Source organism: Calothrix sp. CBUCES-K 9914, from assembly GCF_059640475.1.
In genome coordinates, this window is the sequence record NZ_JBXXZH010000019.1 from 49898 (window position 1) to 67200 (window position 17303).

Consider the following 17303-nt stretch of genomic DNA (forward strand, 5'->3'; position numbering starts at 1 on the left):
TATTTATAAATATTTTTCAGGTACTTGTTGGAAATAAAGATTGACGTAACCTGCAAAGTTGGTGCGTGACGCTAGAAGTCTTATCGCTACGTTGAAGCTTTTTCTGGGCGTCACGCACCCTACGATTAATATTTTGTGCTTACTTCATTAGGGTCACGATAAACGCGCGGTTGATTATCACGTCGCAGGAAACCAGCCAAACCAAGTAATCCTAACCAACCAAGCCATCCCCAGTTAGTACGAGGTCTTTGTTGCACTCCAGTTGTAGTTTGGTTATTAGTAGTATCAGTTGTTGTACCAGTTCCAGTAGTATTAGTTGTGCCTGTAGTAGTTCCATCGGTACTCGTACCAGTTGTACCAGTTGTCGCACCGCCAGTATTGATACCAGTTGTATCGGTTGTACCTGTACCACCAGTTGTAGTGCCGCCAGTAGTCGTACCAGTTGTATCGGTTGTACCTGTACCACCAGTTGTAGTACCGCCAGTTCCGGTAGTTGCATCGGTTCCAGCATTACGACCGCCTGCTGTGCCTGTACCAGTTGTGGCGCCAGTTCCGGTAGTTGCACCGGTTCCAGTATTACGACCACCTACAGAACCACTACCAGTGCTTGAACCAGCACCAGTAGTTGCATCAGTTCCAGAGTTACGACCACCTGCTGTACCTGTACCAGTGGTTGTACCAGTTCCAAAAGTTGAATCTGTACCAGTCGTACTATTTATACCAGTACCTGAAGTCGAGTTTGTACCAGTCGTGCCATTTATACCAGTACCTGAAGTCGAGTTTGTACCAGTCGTGCCAGTTGTACCATTTATACCAGTACCTGAAGTCGAGTTTGTACCAGTTGTACCAGTCGTACCATTTATACCAGTACCTGAAGTCGAGTTTGTACCAGTCGTGCCAGTCGTACCATTTGTACTAGTACCTGAAGTCGAGCTTGTACCACTACTACCAGAAGTACCGGCGCCTGAACCAGAACCACCTGTTTGCGCCGAAGCTGGTAAATATGTAGGTAAAGTAGCTAAACCAAAAACACACACACTAGTCAATAATAGTTTAGAGATTTTAGAAGGCTTCATTGTTTTAGTTGCTCCGATTTTTGTTTCGATGGTTTGATTTTGGCGATGCAAAACTTAAATACAATCTAATCCAGTTGCACTTGTTACAGTCAAATTTTTTGAATTTGAAATTAGTTTGAAGTCAAAAACTAATTTATAAATTACTTAACTACAATAAATGTTTTGGATTTTTCCCACTTCCACCATAGACATAAACCGACTGCACCAAAAGGAATATATAACCGAAAATTTAAAAACCATAATCAACCCAACAATATTCAAATTCAATGTTTGTCAATTATAGGCGCCTGCAACAACAATGTAGAGACGTTACATGTAACGTCTCTGCATTGGTTTATTTGGTTTATATTGGTGTTTTGATTAAATTGAATAATAGAGTGGAAAAGATTTTGCGTCTTTTGGTTTAACGTAAACTTTTTGCTGTGGTTCGATGTGCAGTTGCTCAAAGCGTTCGCGCGATAAATGCGCTGTCATTACTTGCCCATCCTCCAAGGTTAACTCCGCTTGTATCTCCCAACCTAAGTTGATTAACCTACTGATTCTCGCTGGAACTGTTGTACCGTTGGGAACTGTTTCTATTATTATATCTTGGGGTCGCAAGAACATTTCTGGGTGTGCTGAATCAAATCCATTACTTTGAAATAGTCCAGAGGTACTTGGTAGTACGTTAACAGGCCCAATAAAGCTCATTACAAATGCGGATGCTGGGTGGTCATAAATTTCGGAGGGAGTACCAATTTGCTCGACACAACCTTTATTCATTACGACTACTTTATCAGAAACTTCCATTGCTTCTTCTTGGTCGTGGGTTACAAATACTGTTGTTACATGCACTTCATCGTGCAAACGACGTAACCACGCGCGCAGGTCTTTACGAACTTTAGCATCAAGGGCGCCGAATGGTTCGTCCAAAAGTAATACCTCTGGTTCAACAGCTAATGCTCGTGCTAATGCGACACGCTGTCTTTGTCCCCCTGAAAGCTGTGATGGGTATCTGTCACCAAGTCCGCTGAGTTGCACTAATTCTAATAGTTCTGAGACTCGATTTTTGACTTTCTTTTTTGGCGTTTTGCGAATCTCCAGCCCAAAAGCAATATTTTGACGTACTGTTAAATGCTTGAATAAAGCATAGTGCTGAAACACAAATCCGATGTTTCGTTCTTGAACGCTTTGATAAGTAGCGTCTTTGCCTGTTAGTAGTATTTTACCAGTGTCAGGCAGTTCCAACCCTGAAATCAACCGCAGCAAAGTAGATTTTCCCGAACCCGATGGTCCTAGTAACGCTACTAGCGAACCGCTTTCTATTTCTAAACTAACGTTATCAACTGCCTTGAAACTACCAAACTGTTTAGATACACTATCAACTACTATGCCCACGGTTAAGCACCTCTATTTGGAATCTACGGTTAATGGATGGGGATAACGTGTGACAAATATACCATATGTAGTTAATTTTGAGAACCATTGGATATATCCAATGGTTCTGGTTTTACGCTTTTCCCTCATCTTGTTTTAGCGGTATGGAAACGATGAAAGTTGTGCCAACACCTTCTTTGCTAGCGAAGGTTATGTCTCCGCCGTGGAGTTCGACGTATTGTTTAACTATTGACAGTCCTAAGCCGTTGCCAGGGATATTACCAACGTTGCGACATCTGTAAAATGAATTAAATAGTTCTTGCTGGTCTGTATATGGAATTCCAATACCTTTATCTTGAATACGAAAAATTGCTTCTTCTTGGAGACAAAATAAGTCAAATTTAACGGTGCCACCATCTGGAGAATATTTGATAGCGTTGGTTAGTAAGTTAGTTAGAATATGACGTAGTAACTTCTCGTCAAGAAGGGGTAGCTGGGTAGTTACTTTTTCTGTTAAGGCAAGATTATTTTTATCAAGACTTTTACCAGAATTGTTTTCCAAGCATTGTGTACTTGATATTACTGGTGTATCATACCGCACGCATCTTCCTTGAATGGTAAAAATTATTTGATTTGAGTTTCGGGTGCAGAGTTGAATTTCTTCGGTTAATTCGGTGCAAAATTTCTCTAAGTTTAAAGGCGCCGGATTAAAATGTACTTTACCTACCTCACCTTGACCAACGAGTAAAACATCACTTAGTAACTCAGTCATTTGCGTGGCAGCTTTTTTGATATGATTGAGATACTCGGTTTTTTTACTTTCGTTGAATTGGTTGTTATGAAGCGTAAGTAACTCAGTAGAGGTAATTATCGCACTTAAAGGGTTGCGAAATTCATGACTGACCTTTGAAACAAACTGAGATTTCTGTTCGCGTAATACTTTCTCACGATGCAAAGCTTCTTGCATCAACATTTCACTTTGATGTCGAGAGAGGGCAATTTCAATAGTTGTAATTAATTGAGCTTCATCAAATGGTTTTAGTATATACCCAAACGGTTTAGTATATTTAGCTTTGGCAAGCGTATTTTCATCCGAATAGGCTGTTAAATAAATAACAGGAATATGAAAACGAGTATAAATTTCCTCTGCTGCTTCGATACCGTTCATATCGCCTTTGAGCATTACATCCATTAAAATCAAATCTGGCTGCAACATTTCTGCTTTTTCAATAGCTTGTTCTCCATACGCAACAATTGCAGGTACATTATAACCAGAGCGTTCGAGTGAATTTTTGATGTCGCAAGCAATGATACGCTCGTCCTCCACAACCAGGATGTTGTTCATTTTTAATTCCTCCTTATTGTTCGACGAATGTGATTGTAAATGAGGTTCCGAATTTGTTGTTAAAAACAATTGAACCTTCTAATTGCTCAACTAAACTCCAAACTAATTGTAACCCTAAAGATTGACTTCTACGTGTGTCGATATCGTCGGGAACCCCAACTCCATCGTCACTGACGCTAAAAGAGTATTTACTATTTCCTAAATCTAAAAAGTCTATATATACAACACCAAAATCCTGATTTACAAATGCATGTTTGATTGCATTTGAAACGAGTTCATTAATAATTAAACCACAGGGAATTGCTGTATCTATTCTAAGTTGCACCTGATGGATTTGTAAATGAATTTTGATATCTTTGTTAACTGGATAACCGGAAGATAAATTATTACTTAAGTTGCGGATGTATTCGGAAAAGTTAATTTTCCCTAAGTCGCTCGATTGGTATAAGCTTTCGTGAATCATTGCCATCGCGCGTACACGATTTTGACTATCACGTAAAATATCTAATGCTTCTTCATCTTTAATATATCTTGCCTGTAATCTCAGTAAGCTGGATATTACTTGCAAATTATTTTTTACACGATGATGAATTTCTTTCAGCAATACTTCTTTTTCTTTCAAAGATGCTTTGAGACGAGTTTCTGTATATTTGCTGATGGTAATATCTGTATTGGAACCTGCAATGAAACACGCTTTCTCGTTAATGTCGCACATCATTGTACCGCGCGCCAAGAACCAAATATAATGACCGTCTCGGTGTCGCATTCGGTGTTCAATCTCGTATTTTGGAATCAAGCCTTCAATATAAGCATTTATCTCGACCTTTAGCGCATCTATGTCAGAAGGATGAACTAAACTTAACCAATTTTCAAAACAACTTAATATTTCGTTATCAGCATAACCCAGCATTGCTTTTAAGTTACGGTCGATATAAATTTCGTTATTGTCAATATTCCATTCCCATATCCCAACTTTTCCTGCATAAATTGCTCGGATATATCGCTCTTCTGTTTTCTTGAGTTCATGTGTCCTATATTCAACTCTTTGTTCGAGTTCGTATGCAGATTGTTGTAAAGCAACTTGTGCTTGCTTACGTTGTGTAATGTCACGAATGATAACAATTATTTGCTCTTGAATTGAAGGTAGCAAACGTGCTTCATAACTTTTCTCTTCATCACGCATTGGCAAACAGTACTCGATAGCGACAAGGGAATTTGTCAGATGAAGTTCGGTAATTGCTGTTTGAAACTTGTTGCAAACCTCAAATGGCATTAAGTCTTGAACTCTTTTACCCAAGAATTCCTCTGGTGGTAAATATAGTGCTGATGCGTCTTGAACATGGTAACTAAGTATCGTTCCATCAGCAGTAAGACGAAAGTAAATATCGGGAAATGCCTGAAATATCTCTTGTAACTCGCATGTAGTTTGTAGTAGGTGCGCTTCGGTTTTAACTTTTTGAGAAATTTTCTGCTGTAGTTCCTGGTTTGTCATTGCTAATTCTTGCGCGCGGAGTGCAAATTTAGACTCTAATGTCAACTTTTCCTGACTGCGTTGCATTTGCTGTTCTAATTTTTGCTTGGTGTCATGAAGTTGAATTTGTAATTGTGCTGCTATTGCCTCCGGTGTTATAACCCCTATAAAATAACCATCGTCATCAATTATCGGTAAAGATTTATATTGCTGAAAAAGTGATAAAAGAGTACTAATATCAACATTTTTGTTAACTGTTACTGGCGCCTGCATCAATTGCCCGACTGTAATAGTACTATAATCGACTTGTTTAATAAGTAATTTTACTAAATCAACGATAGTAAGTATACCTTGTAAACGCAAATTTTCAACAATATAAATACAATCGATGTGTCTGGAATTGCGGTTTGAACAAGAGATAGGCGCCGCAAGACATTTTAATTCCTCGTTTATATCAATAAAATTAATAACATCTGTTAGTGGCGTATCGGGGGCAAATGTTGGAATTGAGCGAACAAGGGTTTCAACTGGTAGCATAGCGACGCTTTCTCATGATTGCAAAACTAGAATGATTATTAATATGTTAATTCTTATACATCTTAAAATTATTTAGCAAATCTGTTTTTTAGATAAAACTATCTTAATGATTAAGACTATATCAGAAACAAAAATCTGTATTTCCACTTGGAACACAGCTGCGTGACTGGATTAAAGCCATAAAATAGTTAAGTCGGGAACATAGGTGAATAAATGAAAACGATGTCCAATGAGAAACAGATTCCACAAATTGCTGCAATAGTAGAAGAAGATGCGGTTTGTGTGTGGGAGTCGGTTGAAACTAGTCACCTAGACCGTATCAGTCGCACGTTTTTACCTGGAACACATCCAAGTTGTATCGTTTATCCTAATACAGAAACTCAATTAGCTGAACTAGTCGCTTTGGGATTTCGTAACAAATGGCGAATTCTAAGTTGCGGAAATGCAAGCAAGCTGAGTTGGGGCAATTTGGTAAGTAATATAGATATAGTCATCAGCACCGAGCGTATGAATCAAGTTATCGAACATGCGGTTGGTGACTTGACGGTAACAGTCTATTCTGGAACGAAATTTGCCACTTTGCAGGAAGCGCTAGGAAGTACAAAGCAATTTCTTGCTCTCGACCCAAATCCATTATCTACGATTGGTGGCATTATTGCTACAGGTGATACTGGTTCACTGCGACAGCGTTATGGCAGCGTTCGCGACCAACTGCTTGGTATTACGTTTGTTTTAGCTTCGGGACAAATAGCCAAAGCTGGGGGAAGAGTGGTAAAAAATGTTGCTGGGTACGACTTGATGAAGTTATTTACTGGTTCCTATGGCAGTTTAGGAATTATTACCCAAGCGACATTTAGGTTATATCCAATGCAGTCAGCGTCCTCTACTGTTGTATTAACGGGAGAAAGTAACGCATTACAGCAAGCAGCAGACATTTTACGTAGTTCTGCGTTAACTCCAACACAAGCAGATTTATTATCAGGTCAAGTAGTATCAAGTTTAGAATTGGGAAAAGGACTTGGTATGATTGTTCGCTTTCAAAGTATTGCCGAAAGTGTGAAGGAACAAACAAGTAGACTTTTAGAGGTTGGACAGGAGTTAGGGTTACAAGGGAGTTTATACGAGCAAGACACAAGCTTATGGGAGAAATTACAACAACAAATATATTTTCCCAGTGATACGCATCTAATTAGAAGCAAAATCGGAATATTACCAACTTACTCAGTTGAAGCGTTGAGTTTAGGGGGTATGGGAATAGTGCATATCAGTAGCGGTTTAGGAATGTTGCACTTTAATAATTTAGAAAAAGTATTAGAAACGCGCGCGTTATGTGAGAAACACGCTGGTTATCTAACGATATTGGAGGCACCTGCGGATATCAAGGAGAAAACAGATGTATGGGGTTACACTGGAAATGGCATAGATTTAATGCGAAAGATAAAACAGCAGTTTGACCCAGAGAATATTTTAAACCCTGGAAAATTTATAGCCTAGCGTTGTGTTGGGAGGACTGGCAACGGATGTAACGGATAATTGTAGGGTGCGTGACGCTATTAACAATCTTGAAACAAAGCTAGCATCTAGTAGCGTCACGCACCTTACCAATTACTCATTCCGCAGCAGACCTAAGAATTAGTAATTCTACAAACAATTCTTTTATCCGTTACATCCGTTGTATCCGTTGCAAACTTTCTCATCTCATAGTACAAGGCGCCTGTAATCTAGATTAATAAAAACAAAAATAAAAACAAACCTTATCCCTCCTCTTGACTCCCATGCAAACTTCAGAAAATCCAACTAACGAAACTGCTAACATCAAAAATCTTAAGGGTTTTGACGTAAACCATCCACCCGACCCTAAACTTATAGACAGTTGTGTTCACTGTGGGTTTTGTTTATCAACATGTCCAAGCTATCGAGTCCTGGGTAAGGAAATGGACTCTCCGCGCGGACGTATCTATTTAATGGACGCAATAAACGAAGGAGAAATAGCGCTCAATGAAGCTTCTGCACAACACTTTGACTCGTGTTTAGGATGTCTTGCTTGTGTAACTACTTGTCCTTCAGGGGTACAGTACGACAAATTAATTTCGGCAACTCGTCATCAAGTCGAACGTAACTACCCTCGCAACTGGTTTGATACGCTAATACGTAAATTAATCTTCACGCTGTTTCCTTACCCAAACCTTTTACGTGTTTTCTTAGTTCCATTATTTGTTTATCAAAAGCTGGGTTTGCAAAAACTAGTGCGCGCGACAGGTTTACTCAAACTAATTTCTCCTCGCCTTGCCGCGATGGATTCGATATTACCAGAAATTACCTTAAAATCATTTCAAAGCAACTTACCAACAATCATTCCTGCCCAAGGAGAAAAACGTTACCGTGTTGGTGTAATTTTAGGCTGTGTGCAACGCTTATTTTTCTCACCAGTTAACGAAGCAACAGTACGTGTATTAACAGCAAACGGTTGTGAAGTTGTAATTCCTAAATCACAAGGATGTTGTGCTGCACTTCCTGAACACCAAGGACAAACCGAGCAGGCAAAAGCTTTGGCAAAACAAATGATAGATAGTTTTGCCGATACCAACGTTGATTATGTAATTATTAATGCAGCGGGTTGCGGTCATACTTTGAAAGAATACGGTCACATCTTGGAAAATGATTCAGAGTACAGGGAAAAAGCCAAGCAATTTGCGGCAAAAGTCAGAGATGCTCAAGAGTTTTTAGCAACAGTTGGGCTAACAACAAAACTATCACCAATTACAGAAAAACCCTTGACATTAGTCTATCAAGATGCTTGTCATTTATTGCACGGGCAAAAAATTAGTATTCAACCACGTAAACTTTTGCAAGAAATACCTAATATTAAGTTAAAAGAACCGTTAGATGCAGCGTTATGTTGTGGAAGTGCTGGTGTATATAATATGCTGCAACCTGAAGTGGCAGAAGAACTTGGGCAGCAGAAGGTGCAGAATTTATTAAATACTGGCGCCGAGTTAATAGCTTCACCAAACCCAGGATGCGCGCTGCAAATTACCAAGCATTTGAAAGCGCAAGGTAAGAATGTTGAAGTGATGCATCCAATAGAATTGTTAGATTATGCAATTCGTGGAGAGAAGTTGAGTTGATCCCCTCCAACCCCCCCGCTCTATAAGCTACTGTGTACACACAAGTATCTAAAAATTACCTTTCTTCTCTTTCTTTGTGTCTTTGTGGTTCCATCAGAAGGATAAACCACAAAGACACAAAGAACACAAAGGAGGATTATTAAAGATGTGTGTACACTGTAGGCTCTATAAGGGGGGCTTAAAGACGACAAATCTAAAATCGCTATTTTTTTGGCACCACTAATGTTTCGCGTCTTGCGGTTTCGCTTGATAATGTTACTAAGGGTAACAACTCTTCTATGTGTTCAATTAGAGAAGGTAAACGTTCTGGGATACGTTGTGAAGAAGGTAATGTTAGACGCACGCGCGAAAAGCTGTAACCTAACTAGCGCAAGAATATCTTCAGTTTCATAAGGTAACTCGAAGTAGGAGCGGAATGTGTAAGCTTGTCCTTCTTGAAGTATTTTAGGTTTAGACATAAAAATTTTGTTCAGCAAGCGGACGTTTTAATTATATTAGCAGACAAGCATATAAGGCACATACTATTAAATGACAAATTGGTGATGTACTTTTATAGTTTACTTATCCTGAATCCACAGGCAGGGATGCCTGTGCTACAGGAGTTTACCAAAATTAGACGGTGGCGCCTACTGCCGCTGGTTGCAACAAACTTAATTTTTGTGTAGTCCGTTTGAAACGTTATTTACGTAGGTAGGTGAAACTTGGGTCAGGTCTACCAACGAAGCAGGAACGGGTGAAGTTATATTTGTTAATGATAGCTAAGGATTGTTCTGCTTCTGCTTTATTTGTATCAAAGTCAAACATCAAGTGATTACCGTCTACAATTTTCCAACGGTTGTTGATTTTGCTTACGGTTGTTGTTGCTGGGTTAAATGCTACACAATCTTCTACTGGAATGGCACCTGATGGAGCATTATCATTTACAAGTAGGTATTTGAACGATGGTTGCGGGCGCCCAACAAAGCAGGATTTGTTCATGCCGTATTGTTTGATAACTTGGAACGCACGGGTTGCTTCGTCTTTTTTGGCGCCGAAGTCAAACATCCAGTGATTCCCATTCTCGACGATTTTCCAACTACCGTTAACTTGGTTGACGGCAATGTTATTAGGGTTAAAGGCAATACAGTCTTCTTTTTGCGCTTGTTTTTGTTCGAGAAAGACATCGTTGGAACGATAATCTTTATTTGTTTTTCTATCTTTTAAAACAATATATACTGATTTTGGCGGCTGTTGCCCTTTTTCAACGGCAAACCAAATCAAGTTTAAGTCTTTGGGTGATGGCAACGCGCAAAAACCATAGATACGTTGGTTCGTTTGACCATTAAAGATATCTACCCAGGTTCTGGAAGAATTGTTATTTTTTCCGCAAGCAGGCAAATCTGGAGCTGCTTGAAATATTTCTGCTGGGTATGCTTCCCAGTTAGCTACATTTAATTGATATCTAGTAAAGTTTTTACCGTTAGCTGTATATTCTTCTGTACCTTGTAAAACAACTTGAGGTGCTGGTAATTTAGCAGCAATTTTTTGAGCATTAACTGGCTGTATTACCTTTAAATCATATATAGAAGCGGAAACACTTCCAAAGTTCGATAGTACCATCCAAGCAATTAATAAGCCTGAGAGGGGAGTGGAATATTTGCTTAGTTTCACTTGGATTAATCCTTAACAAAATAAATTTACAGAATATTGATAAGCTTTGTAGAGGCGCCTTGATTTGAGCGTCTCTACACGTTATTGGTCTCTATGTTTCAGGTTCACTTTTTATGCAATCTTAAATGTAAGTTGGGTAGAATGAAGCGTAACCCAACTACAAAAGTAAATTTTATTTGATGGTAATTAACTGGAATAACCCTTCTTAAGAAATTAGTGTTCTTTGCTTGTGGTCTATTGGATACTGTCAGGGTCAATATTCAACTCGCGTAGTTTTGCTGCAAGTTTTTCAGCCCGTTGTGCTTCGCTCTGTGCCCGTTGTGCTTGTTCTTGCGCTTGTTGTTCAGCTATTTTGATTTGCTCAAAGGGTGTTGGATATCGCTTTGAGTTTTCGTCATACCAATACAACCACTCGCGCGGAATTCCTGCATAAACTCCCCTTTCACACCCAATTCCTAATCCGATTTCTGGCATCCAAACAGGGTTGCCTTGCTGTAATACGTACTTACCGTTCACTAGTATACTTACTTCTAGGCGAGGGTTACGACGGCGCCATTGTGAATAAACCACATAATAAAGTACACCTAGTGATTCATACTCATCTTTTTTGGCACAGTATTCTTTGCGGTAAGTACTTGATACTATCTCTAGCACCAAAACTGGTACATTTTCATCCCAAAGTGCATAACTTGGACGTAATTCTTCATCATAAAATCTTTCAATCCCCAAACTGAGAAAACTATTAGGTACGATTGGCGGTTCATCGGGGTCATAATAAATACCCATATTAATACCGAAGAACCAGTCCATCCGCTCAGACCAATGCGTTAGCAGCACTGCTTTTAATAACCCTGGCATCAATTCTTGCAGTTCATTGTCTATATGCGCTTCATTTGAGTCAGGTAGTTCTTCCGCCGAAGGTAGACTTTGCGGTGATTTGTATTCTCGCATCGCGCTTGTATCCAGTTTTGTTTGAGGGTTCTACAATTATTCTATATTTATGTACTACATTTTTTAAACTAAATACTATCTGGGTCAATATTTAACTCGCGTAATTTAGCAGCAAGTCTTTCTGCCCGTTGTGCTTCGGCTTGTGCCCGTTGTGCTTCGGCTTGTGCCCGTTGTGCTTCGGCTTGTGCCCGTTGTGCCTCGGCTTGTGCCCGTTGTGCTTCGGTTTGTGCTTGTTGTTCAGCTATTTTTACTTGTTCTTGGGGTGTTGGATAACGATTTGAGTTTTCATCGTACCAGTATAACCACTCACGCGGAATTCCTCCATAAGTAGCTCTTTCACATCCAATTCCTAAGCCTACTTCTGGCATCCAAACTGGGTTGCCCTGCTGTAATACATACTCACCGTTGACTAGTTTATGCACCTCTAAGCGAGGTTTACGACGGCGCCGTGATGAATAAATTACGTAGTAAAGTACACCTAACGCTTTATAATCATCTTTTTTGGCACTGTATTCCTTACGGTACGTTTTGGATACTATTTCTAACACCAAAATGGGTACTACTTTTTCATCCCAAAGCGGATAGCTTAGACGTAACTCCTCATTATAAAATCTTTGAACTCCTAAACTTAGAAAACCATCGGGTACAATTGGTGGTTCGTCTTGGTCGTAATAAATACCCATATCAATACCAAAGAACCAGTCCATCCGCTCAGACCAAAGCATTAACAGGATTGCTTTTAATAACCCTGGTATTAATTCTTGCAGTTCGTTATCCACAGGTGTCTCGTCTGAGTCAAGTAATTCTTCTGCTGAAGGTAGATTGTGCAGCAATTTGTACTTTAGCATAGCTAGGTATGGAGTTTGGTTTTGAGGTTCTAAAATTATTTTAGTTTGTTTATTTTGCGTGCGTTTTGCTGTGCCCAAAGTGCCTGCTTTAATCTCACAAATAAATTATCCGTTACATCCGCTCTCATCCGTTGCCAAACTGGCGCCACTTACAATAGAATATAGGTACTATATATGATAACTAGCTGTTCAAAGCAAATTATACGAAAAATTAATAATCTTTGAACAAAGTGAAAGTAACTCGAACAACAAGCTATTATCGGATATTGTCAGGTTGACTTTTGTAATCTTGATATCATGACAGCTTCTTACTCTGCATCCCAACCAGGTTCTAACGCTTCTGCTGCTTTCATTACAGACCACCGCAAGGTAGATGTTAGCAAGCTCAGTCAGATGTACCAGCACTATGTCGAAGTCAAGGAAATGCACCCCCATGCGGTGCTTTTTTATCGGGTAGGTGATTTCTTTGAATGTTATTTTGGTGACGCGGTTGTATTAGCGCAGGAGTTGGAACTCGTGCTGACTAGTAAGCAAGCTGGGGAACAGGGAAGAGTCGCAATGTCGGGTGTTCCTCATCATGCTTGGGAACGTCACGCTACAGATTTGGTAGAAAAAGGCTATGCTGTTGTAATTTGTGACCAGGTAGAAGATGCTTCGGAAGCAGCAGGTAGATTAGTTCGTCGGGAAGTAACGCGCATTATTACTCCTGGTACGCTGCTTGAAGATGGAATGCTCAAAGCTAGTCGCAATAATTACCTCGCTGCTGTTGTAATTGCAGTAGATTCTTGGGGATTGGCTTATGCAGATATATCTACAGGTGAATTTTTAACTACGCAAGCTAGTAATTTAGAACACTTGACGCAGGAAATTATGCGGTTACAACCAGCAGAAGTTTTAATACCAACAAATGCACCTGACTTAGGCGCCTTATTACGTCCAGGTGAAAAGTCTTCGAGTTTGCCAGAATGTTTACCACCAAGTTTTTGTTATAGTTTTCGTTCTCAAATTCCTTTTTCTTTGGGTGAAGCACGTAGTCGTTTATTACAGAAGTTTAGGCTACGTTCTTTGGAAGGTATTGGCTGTGAACATTTACCTTTGGCTGCACGCGCGGCAGGTGGGTTGCTTCAATATCTCGAAGAAACACAAAAACATAATTCTATTGCTTTACAACCGCTGCGTTCGTATACACTAACTGATTTTTTGATTGTAGATAATCAAACACGACGCAACCTAGAAATTACGCAGACGGTTCGTGATTGTACATATTATGGTTCTTTATTATGGTCGCTTGATAGAACTTCTACTTCAATGGGTGGACGCGCGCTGCGAAGATGGTTGTTACAACCGTTACTAGATATTAAAGGAATTAACGCGCGTCAAGATACGATTGAAGAGTTAATTGAAAATACTGCTTTGCGCCATGATATTCGGCAGTTATTGAAACGAATTTATGATTTGGAACGATTAGCTGGACGTACTGGTTCGGGAACTGCAAACGCGCGCGACCTCAAAGCTTTGGCTGAGTCTTTGGCGGTATTACCAGAGTTAGCATATTTGGTATCTGATGCAAAGGCACCTTTTTTGAAAGCTTTACAAAAGGTTCCACCTGAACTCGAAGTTATTGGTAGAAAAATTAGCGCGCATGTTGTTGAGTCTCCGCCAATTATTATTAAGGAAGGTAATTTAATTCGTTTTGGTGTTAATCCTCAGTTGGATGAAAGGAAAGCTTTGGTTGAGGAAGACCAAAGATGGATTGCTAATTTGGAAGTTGATGAACGCGCGCGTACTGGTATTCCAACTTTGAAGGTTGGGTTTAATAAGACTTTTGGTTACTATATTAGTATTTCACGCGCGAAAGCTGACCAGGTTCCTAGTAATTACATTCGTAAACAAACTTTGACGAATGAGGAACGTTATATTACGGCGGAGTTGAAGGAACGGGAAACTCGAATTCTCAATGCTCAGGATGATTTGTATAAATTGGAGTATGAGATTTTTGTCGCGTTGCGTGAGGAAGTTGCTGCTTATGCTGAGGCTATTCGCAATATATCACGCGCGGTTGCTGCTGCTGATGTGTTGTGCGGGTTAGCTGAGTTGGCTGTGATGCAGGGTTATTGCCGTCCGGTGATGGTGGATGGTCGGGAGATTAATGTTGTTGATGGGCGCCATCCTGTTGTGGAACAGTCTATTCCAGCTGGGTTTTTTGTTCCTAATTCGATTAATTTGGGAGGAATGAACCGCAAAGGACGCGAAGAACGCAAAGAAGAAGAGTGTTCTCCTGATTTGGTTATTTTGACGGGACCTAATGCGAGTGGGAAGAGTTGTTATTTGCGTCAGGTGGGGTTAATTCAATTAATGGCGCAAATTGGTAGTTTTGTTCCTGCTAGGTATGCGAAGTTGGGGGTTTGTGACAGAATTTTTACTCGTGTTGGCGCCGTGGATGATTTGGCGACGGGTCAATCTACTTTTATGGTGGAGATGAATGAAACGGCGAATATTCTTAATCATGCTACTAGTAAATCATTGGTGTTGTTGGATGAGATAGGTAGGGGAACGGCTACTTTTGATGGACTTTCCATAGCTTGGGCTGTTGCGGAGTATTTAGCTACGTCTATTAAAGCGCGGACTATTTTTGCTACGCATTATCATGAGTTGAATGAGTTGGCAAGTATTTTACCGAATGTTGCTAATTATCAAGTAACTGTGAAAGAAATGCCCGACCAAATTATCTTTTTACACCAAGTTCAACCAGGTGGTGCCCAGAAATCTTACGGTATTGAAGCTGGAAGATTAGCAGGTTTACCTCCTGTAGTCATAAAGCGCGCGAAGCAAGTTATGGGACAAATCGAACAGCACAGTAAAATATCACTTGGGCTACAAAATTTAGAGTCTTAAATCTCTGTAAGAAAGTTTCATCTCTTGTGGAATGGGCATCCTTGCCCGTTCCAGACATCAGGTGTAACAAGCATGGGTGGAAACAGCAACATCTGAAGATAAAGCAACTCCAAAACCCAAGTATCGACCTATAATTTATCAAATTGCTTCATAAAACAACCTGTAAGGTCGTTACTGACAACCTAGACAAACAGCTTTGAAAAAGTTTATCTTTCATTAATAATACCTAAAAGCAGTATAAAATTCTGGGAAAATGATTTGAATCCTGTTGAGCGAAGCTCAGAATGATTTTTCCTGACTGCTATTAGCATGGCAAGACCACTGAAACCAAATTATCATGTAAATTATAAACATTAAGGCGCGCGCAAATTATGGCTTTTAGCAATTACAAAACTATTGGCGAAGTAGTCAAAGAATATCAGGTTACTTACACCGAAGCAAATTTTGTTATTGAAACATCATTTAACATTTCAGATTATTTCCGCGAAGACTTAGAGTTAATGATGAATGAAGCTGTTGTAGACAACTCCGAATTTGCAATTTGTGAAAATTTAATTTACCCAGTTTTAAAAGAAGTTTGGAAGGCTTATCGTACTAACTTTTTATTATGGAGTCACCAATTACTTAATTGCGATGCAAAACTAACGGGGTATCCTGAATATATTTTAGCAACGAGATCGCCTTTAGGAAAAGTTGTATTTGACAAACCTTATTTAATCTTAGTTGAAGCAAAGCAAGATGACTTTGAAGGAGGTTGGGCACAATGTCTTGCTGAGATGATTGCTGCTCAAAGATTGAACGGTGAATTCAAGGTAACTATTTATGGTATTGTTTCTAATGGTGGCTTCTGGCAATTTGGTAAATTAGAACAAAATGTTTTTACTCGCAATAAAAAGTATTACACAATTCAAGAATTAGATGAACTATTTGCGGCTGTTAATTACACTTTTCAACAAAGTGAGATACAATTGCGAAACTTAGTTGCAGTATAATTTTTGCCGACGGTATCCACTACTGCTTTATGTTATTAATTTTTGGTAGTATCAGAAGCAACCGTCGGCTCAACTTTATAAGCTACAGTGCCCAATTTATTATTTTGAGTCCGGGCACTTGCTCAAAGTCTTGATTCTTACCTAAACATTGTTCCAAAATTTAATATCGTCTTCAGTCGGCATACTCACAAATACTTGAAGTGATTGAATGTCGTAGTTGAAAATGAGCCTTCTTGAATAGAAAATTTCACCTTTGTGCAACGCTTTAATTCCAGCTTCCGGAATTACTTCTATTTTGTATTCATCATCATATAGAAAACTTTGATATCCTTCTTCCCCTTCATCAAGGGCGCCTTCATTTTTGCCTTTCTCTAGTAAAGCTTCAATTTTGCCTACACAATTTTCAGCCCAGGTCTTCTCAGGACTATTCAACGATTCAAAATATTTAATCGCCTCTTGCTTTTTATTTGGACAAGAGTTAATATTTATCCAGGCGTTCTCGTGGTCTTGAGTATCACGTTCTTCCTGAACTACATCTAATAATACCTGTACAGGAGTATGCTGGTTTTTGATTAGCTCTTGCCTTAACCGTAGTTCTTCTTCGTCGTCCGGGTCTTCAGAAAAATCTGTATCGTTTGCAATAGCTTCAATAATTTCTTTGGCTACATGTTTTGAGTTTGCAAGATTGGCGTATACTTTTGTATCTTCTGTAGAAAACGCAATTTCTTGAAGCAAATATGATGTGCTAACATTATAAAATATTGGATGGCTTCTCTCTAATATCCAATCTTTTAATATGTCTGGTTTTGATAGTTGTAGTAAGGGTATAGCTGGGTTATGCTGGATAATCTTATCCGCCATTCCCCCATATTTTTGAAAAATAATTTTAATTGTATTATAATCTGTATTCGGATTTAAACCTATCGCTTCAATTATTTGATTTTTTTGAGCTTTAGGAAAACTATCTCTCAGCGAGTGGTAAATCTCATCTAGTCTTTTGGGTTGAGTTTTTACATCTTTTGATTCTGCTAAAATTTGATTGTAATCTAAGCTC

At 39.3% G+C, this 17303-nt stretch carries 13 protein-coding genes; 4 read left to right on the plus strand and 9 right to left on the minus strand.

Annotated elements, in window-relative coordinates; genetic code table 11:
* Positions 1–125 precede the first annotated feature (125 nt).
* The 4 genes from AC2JBO_RS06460 to AC2JBO_RS06475 form a co-directional block, all read right to left on the minus strand.
* Positions 126–1076, minus strand: a complete 951-nt coding sequence (locus AC2JBO_RS06460; RefSeq protein WP_496952810.1) for a WGxxGxxG-CTERM domain-containing protein — start codon at positions 1074–1076, stop codon at positions 126–128.
* Between the two features lie 360 nt (positions 1077–1436).
* Positions 1437–2453 (minus strand): sulfate/molybdate ABC transporter ATP-binding protein, encoded by a 1017-nt coding sequence (locus tag AC2JBO_RS06465; protein ID WP_496952811.1) that lies wholly within the window; start codon positions 2451–2453, stop codon positions 1437–1439.
* Between the two features lie 112 nt (positions 2454–2565).
* A complete protein-coding gene (locus tag AC2JBO_RS06470) occupies positions 2566–3777 on the minus strand; it encodes a hybrid sensor histidine kinase/response regulator (protein ID WP_496952812.1) in 1212 nt (403 codons plus the stop codon).
* Positions 3778–3790: 13 nt separating this feature from the next.
* Positions 3791–5785 (minus strand): histidine kinase dimerization/phosphoacceptor domain -containing protein, encoded by a 1995-nt coding sequence (locus tag AC2JBO_RS06475; protein WP_496952813.1) that lies wholly within the window; start codon positions 5783–5785, stop codon positions 3791–3793.
* Between the two features lie 213 nt (positions 5786–5998).
* On the opposite strand from AC2JBO_RS06475, the gene AC2JBO_RS06480 reads away from it, so the two are divergent.
* Together AC2JBO_RS06480 and AC2JBO_RS06485 are read left to right on the plus strand one after the other, a co-directional pair.
* Positions 5999–7279, plus strand: coding sequence for an FAD-binding oxidoreductase (locus tag AC2JBO_RS06480; protein WP_496952814.1), 1281 nt, complete (start codon positions 5999–6001; stop codon positions 7277–7279).
* A gap of 281 nt (positions 7280–7560) precedes the next feature.
* Positions 7561–8913 (plus strand): (Fe-S)-binding protein, encoded by a 1353-nt coding sequence (locus AC2JBO_RS06485; protein WP_496952815.1) that lies wholly within the window; start codon positions 7561–7563, stop codon positions 8911–8913.
* Between the two features lie 284 nt (positions 8914–9197).
* On the opposite strand, the gene AC2JBO_RS06490 is transcribed toward AC2JBO_RS06485, so the two are convergent.
* From AC2JBO_RS06490 to AC2JBO_RS06505, 4 genes are all read right to left on the minus strand, one after another.
* Positions 9198–9371: a hypothetical protein gene (locus AC2JBO_RS06490; protein WP_496952816.1), complete on the minus strand. Its 174-nt coding sequence runs from the start codon at positions 9369–9371 to the stop codon at positions 9198–9200.
* Positions 9372–9591: 220 nt separating this feature from the next.
* A complete protein-coding gene (locus AC2JBO_RS06495; protein ID WP_496952817.1) occupies positions 9592–10563 on the minus strand; it encodes a hypothetical protein in 972 nt (323 codons plus the stop codon).
* A 234-nt stretch (positions 10564–10797) separates the two neighbouring features.
* A complete protein-coding gene (locus AC2JBO_RS06500; protein WP_496952818.1) occupies positions 10798–11514 on the minus strand; it encodes a Uma2 family endonuclease in 717 nt (238 codons plus the stop codon).
* A gap of 68 nt (positions 11515–11582) precedes the next feature.
* Positions 11583–12362 carry a Uma2 family endonuclease gene (locus AC2JBO_RS06505; protein ID WP_496952823.1) on the minus strand — a complete coding sequence of 260 codons (780 nt, stop codon included), beginning with the start codon at positions 12360–12362 and terminating at the stop codon, positions 11583–11585.
* Positions 12363–12659: 297 nt separating this feature from the next.
* Between AC2JBO_RS06505 and mutS the strand changes: the two genes are divergently transcribed.
* Entirely contained in the window at positions 12660–15257 is a 2598-nt protein-coding gene (gene mutS, locus AC2JBO_RS06510) for a DNA mismatch repair protein MutS (protein WP_496952819.1), read from the plus strand.
* A 371-nt stretch (positions 15258–15628) separates the two neighbouring features.
* Positions 15629–16249, plus strand: coding sequence for a hypothetical protein (locus AC2JBO_RS06515; RefSeq protein ID WP_496952820.1), 621 nt, complete (start codon positions 15629–15631; stop codon positions 16247–16249).
* A gap of 141 nt (positions 16250–16390) precedes the next feature.
* On the opposite strand, the gene AC2JBO_RS06520 is transcribed toward AC2JBO_RS06515, so the two are convergent.
* The coding region (locus tag AC2JBO_RS06520; protein ID WP_496952821.1) for a hypothetical protein at positions 16391–17303 on the minus strand (913 nt) is incomplete at its 5' end.

What these genes read in the sequence shown, in the direction of transcription:
- AC2JBO_RS06505 (WP_496952823.1), bottom strand. Translation starts at nt 12,362, where the DNA reads ATGCTAAAGTACAAATTGCTGCACAATCTACCTTCAGCAGAAGAATTA.
- mutS (WP_496952819.1), top strand. Translation starts at nt 12,660, where the DNA reads ATGACAGCTTCTTACTCTGCATCCCAACCAGGTTCTAACGCTTCTGCT.
- AC2JBO_RS06515 (WP_496952820.1), top strand. Translation starts at nt 15,629, where the DNA reads ATGGCTTTTAGCAATTACAAAACTATTGGCGAAGTAGTCAAAGAATAT.
- AC2JBO_RS06500 (WP_496952818.1), bottom strand. Translation starts at nt 11,514, where the DNA reads ATGCGAGAATACAAATCACCGCAAAGTCTACCTTCGGCGGAAGAACTA.
- AC2JBO_RS06460 (WP_496952810.1), bottom strand. Translation starts at nt 1,076, where the DNA reads ATGAAGCCTTCTAAAATCTCTAAACTATTATTGACTAGTGTGTGTGTT.
- AC2JBO_RS06470 (WP_496952812.1), bottom strand. Translation starts at nt 3,777, where the DNA reads ATGAACAACATCCTGGTTGTGGAGGACGAGCGTATCATTGCTTGCGAC.
- AC2JBO_RS06480 (WP_496952814.1), top strand. Translation starts at nt 5,999, where the DNA reads ATGAAAACGATGTCCAATGAGAAACAGATTCCACAAATTGCTGCAATA.
- AC2JBO_RS06475 (WP_496952813.1), bottom strand. Translation starts at nt 5,785, where the DNA reads ATGCTACCAGTTGAAACCCTTGTTCGCTCAATTCCAACATTTGCCCCC.
- AC2JBO_RS06485 (WP_496952815.1), top strand. Translation starts at nt 7,561, where the DNA reads ATGCAAACTTCAGAAAATCCAACTAACGAAACTGCTAACATCAAAAAT.
- AC2JBO_RS06490 (WP_496952816.1), bottom strand. Translation starts at nt 9,371, where the DNA reads ATGTCTAAACCTAAAATACTTCAAGAAGGACAAGCTTACACATTCCGC.